General features: G+C 38.6%; 3 protein-coding genes. 2 read left to right on the top strand and 1 reads right to left on the bottom strand.

The annotated features are described in order from the left end of the window. A partial coding sequence (locus tag E1176_RS04910) for a MutS-related protein (RefSeq protein ID WP_155209452.1) occupies positions 1 to 1,727 on the bottom strand: 1,727 nt, incomplete at its 3' end. A 168-nt stretch (positions 1,728 to 1,895) separates the two neighbouring features. Between E1176_RS04910 and E1176_RS04905 the strand changes: the two genes are divergently transcribed. Together E1176_RS04905 and E1176_RS04900 are read left to right on the top strand one after the other, a co-directional pair. Further along, positions 1,896 to 3,437, top strand: a complete 1,542-nt coding sequence (locus E1176_RS04905) for a M20/M25/M40 family metallo-hydrolase (RefSeq protein WP_246205942.1) — start codon at positions 1,896 to 1,898, stop codon at positions 3,435 to 3,437. A 64-nt stretch (positions 3,438 to 3,501) separates the two neighbouring features. Then, positions 3,502 to 4,221 (top strand): alpha/beta fold hydrolase (locus E1176_RS04900; RefSeq protein ID WP_155209451.1); only part of this gene is annotated, 720 nt, incomplete at its 3' end.

The raw sequence follows: 4,221 nt of genomic DNA, 5'->3' as shown, positions 1-4,221 counted from the left end.
TCTAATCTGTATTTAAAGACAATCTTGTCATCTTTTATTTCGCTATTAAAACTATAATTTGTAGTGTTTTTTAGTTCATCAGATAGTTTTCCAAGGGCTAAATCATGCGTAGAGACAAAACCCATGGCATTTTCATGAGATAGCTGTCTGATCAAAGCTTCTGCTCCGGCATGTCTGTCTTCTGAGTTGGTCCCTTTGAGTATTTCATCAAGCATATATAAAACCGGCTCACCTTTTTCTACCAGGTGAAGTAACTGTTTTATACGCTGCAATTCGGCATAAAATGAGCTGATATGTTCTTCGAGATTATCTTCTGTACGCATGCTTGTGAAAAGCTGCATTATTGATAAAGACATCTTTTGGGCACACACAGGGGCCCCGGCATATGCCAGCGTCATATTTACTCCGATAGTTCTTAAAAAAGTACTCTTTCCCGACATGTTTGAACCCGTGATGAGCGCTATGCTACCTTGGCCTTGCATGCTAAAGTCATTATTAATTCGCTCTTTGGCTGAAATCAAAGGATGCCCCAAATCGACAGCCTCCAACGTATATTCTTTTTCTACAATATCGGGCATGTTAAAGTCCGTTTTTGCATAGGCCAAGCCGCTTAAACTATTTAAGGCTTCAAAACAGCCAATTTTGTCAAACCAAAGACTTACATCCTCATGCTTTTGCTGCTTCCATTTTTCAGCACGTCTAAGTAAATGGATATCAAAAAGAAGAATTACATTGAAAAAGAGGTAAAACATATTGCCTCTGCCATGGAGAAACTCAAGTATTCTTTGCAACTCTAAAATAGAGCGAGAAGCACTAAAGCTATCATGACTAAACACGTGTTTTTGTTCTTTAAGGTACTGTGTTTTAAAGCTTGACTTTTCGATTATAGAGATTAAGTCTCCATAAGCTTTTAAGGTTTGAATGCCTTTATCAGTGCTTTCTGTAATATCAGAAACATAATCTGCATAACGTTTAAGTATGGCTCCATTGATTACTGCCAAACCGACCGTAAAATAGATGCTTAAATCGGTGAATATATTAAAAGCGATAAGTGTGAGCATGCCCAACGGAAGCATGTAGGCCAACCATTTAGTGGTTTGATTATGCTGTATTTTATTGGGTTCGTTTATCCATTTAATTACTGATTCAAAAGTTTCTACATTGCTATTGTCAGTCATTCCGGCAGATTGAAATTCTTGCCTCCAGTCTAATTGCTCTTTTAACTCAACAACGGCCTTTTGTCTTCCTGCTATTTCTTCTCGAGTTGATTTTGCATTGAGCCAATTGGCCAATGTTTGTTTTCCGGAAGGTGTATTGGCTCTGTTGAGCAATTGGTAGAGCGAGTTTCTGCCAAAAACATCAATATCTTTTGCGTATGCATGCTTTTCTATTAGAAATTCATTTCCGCTATCAAATGACTTGAGATCTCCTTTTAATCTTAAGATCTCTTCTTCATTGATTTTGGTGAGATTTCTACATCGCAATAACTTTTTAGTAACTCTATTGTGGCGGTTTACAACAGAGCCAAATATGACCGGAAATAGAAGTGCGACAATTCCGATGCCTAAGCCATACCTAATGTTGGCAAAATATACGATCAGCACGATCGCTATTATGAAAAGAACTATCCTCGTTGTACTGTATACATTAGATTGTTTATTCAGTGCATCAGCTTCTATTTTAAACTGAGCTGCCCTGGCTGTAAATATGTTTTCCCTATCCGACATTGCTTCTTTTTATGTAAATGCAGCGAGCCTAAATACTGATTATTATTATATTGAGCGTCAGTAATGGCTTAAGCCACTCAAATATACCAACAATGCTTGCGCTTACAGGACATGTTGCTAAAGATTGATAGGTATAATCTGCTGTGACAGTTTAAAACCAGGAATCATATGAAAAGAAAGACTAAGAAGGCAAGGTCTTATGCAACGACCCTCGTAATCACACTAATGTTGACCACTGTTGCTTACAGTCAACCAAAAAGAGACAAACTATTAAAGCTAACGGAGGAGGTATTTCCTTCGGCATTAGAAAATTTTAAAGGGTTTTTGAGTATTCCTAATAATGGCCTTTTTCCGGAACATGTAGAAGCTAATATGCTCTGGTGTGAAGACGAATTTCAGCAAAGGGGATTTGAAACTCAACGTATAGATACTAAAGGAGCTCCGTTATTATTAGCAGAGAGGCAGGCCAAACGTAAAAACAAGCCTACACTCTTGATTTATCTGCAGATTGACGGCCAACCGGTCGATAGTTCGAAATGGAATCAACCAAGTCCTTATACTCCAGTGCTAAAATTCTCAGGTGATGAATTGAGTGACACGCTATCCTGGCAGACGCTTGATGAGAATTATGATCCTGATTGGCGTATATATGCACGATCTGCATCTGATGCCAAGGGTCCGGTAGCTATGTTTTTGGCGGCTATGGATGTGATGAATAACTATAGATGGCAGCCAGACTACAACCTTAAAATCATTATGGATTTTGAAGAGGAATTAGGCTCACCCCATTTGCCCGAAGCAGTTGAAGATAATCGTGCATTGCTTGCGGCCGATATGCTTGTAATTTTGGACGGTCCGAGGCATCCCAATAATAAACCTACTTTGACCTTTGGTGCGCGTGGTATTTCTACCATCACCCTCAAAGTATTTGGGCCAAAATACCCGCAACACAGTGGGCATTACGGCAATTACGTACCAAATCCTGCACTCAGACTAAGTCAATTGCTGTCTTCTATGAAGGATGCATATGGAAGAACTACCATTTCTGGGTTTTACGAAGGTATTACACTGGCAGATTCTGTGAAAAATGTACTGAGAAGAGTGCCTGATGATGAAGATGAAATAATGCAACAAATTGGTATTGCATCACCTGATAGTGTAGCCGTTTCATTACAAGAAGCCATCCAATATCCATCTCTTAACATCAGAGGCCTTTCATCTGGTTGGGTGGGTGATGAAGTGCGCACTATTATACCCAGCGAAGCTGTGGCTGAAATTGATATAAGACTGGTAAAAGAAACTGACGGAGTGAGATTGGTCAACTTAGTGAAAGAACATATTAAAAATCAGGGTTATCATTTTGTAGAAGGGCAGCCTACTGATAAAGAAAGGACTGAACATAGTAAATTAATCTCGTTTGAATATCAGCATTCATACGCTGCTTTTCGTACATCATTTAATTCTGAAATAGGAGTTTTTCTTGAGAAAGCATTGCAACGAGCCTTCATTGTTGATCCGATCAAATTAAGAACTTCTGGAGGTTCAATTCCAATTGCTCCTTTTGTAACTACATTGGGGGTCCCTGCTGTGACTGTACCCACAGTCAATAGAGATAACAATCAGCATAGCCCTAATGAAAACATTAGATTGGGCAATTTTTTTGAAGGAATTGTGACATGTCTGGCCATACTCACAGAACCCATGAAGTAAATATGCAGTCAAACTTAAGCTCGATTGTACTGTTGAAATAAACAGACTACTTTAAATTTGAAGCATGCAGTTAAATTTTAAAACCATAGGAGAGGGCAAGCCTCTTATCATACTTCACGGATTATTCGGCTCACTTGATAATTGGCAAACTATTGCCAAGGAGCTAGCAGATCATTATAAAATCTATTTGGTAGATCAGCGTAACCATGGTCAATCTCCACATAGCGATAATTTTAATTATACAGCTATGGCAGATGATCTAAATAGATTTATAGATGAGCATAATATTGAAAACCCTTCGATTATAGGTCACTCCATGGGTGGTAAAACAGCCATGAAGTTTGCGCTTAATCATGGTGATAAATGGGATAAGCTTATCGTGGTAGATATTTCGCCAAGAGCATATCCGGTACACCACGATATTATAGTAGAAGGACTCGCAGCAATTGATGTGGATAATATAAAATCGCGTGGTGATGCTGATAAAAAGCTCGCTGAGTATGTAAAAGACCTGGGCACCAGACAATTTCTGCTTAAAAATTTAGCAAGAAGTAAAAACGGTGGTTTCGAATGGAAAATAAACCTGAAAGCCATTACTGAAAATATTGAAATTATAGGTGAAGGTATGGAAGAGCGCCTGGCTATAGAAAAGGATGTCTTGTTTATACGAGGAGAAAAATCAGATTACATTGGTGATGAAGATATAATTTTAATCACACAACATTTCCCTAATGCTTCTGTCGAGACGATCAGTAATGCAGGGCATTGGGTGCATGCTGAGCAA

The sequence above is a fragment of the Fulvivirga aurantia genome (genome assembly GCF_009711475.1).
Lineage (GTDB): Bacteria > Bacteroidota > Bacteroidia > Cytophagales > Cyclobacteriaceae > Fulvivirga > Fulvivirga aurantia.
This window is presented reverse-complemented; position numbering and strand designations above follow the sequence as displayed.

Bases quoted from the DNA above. Each gene is read 5' to 3' on its own strand.
- E1176_RS04905 (WP_246205942.1), top strand. From the start codon at position 1,896: ATGAAAAGAAAGACTAAGAAGGCAAGGTCTTATGCAACGACCCTCGTA.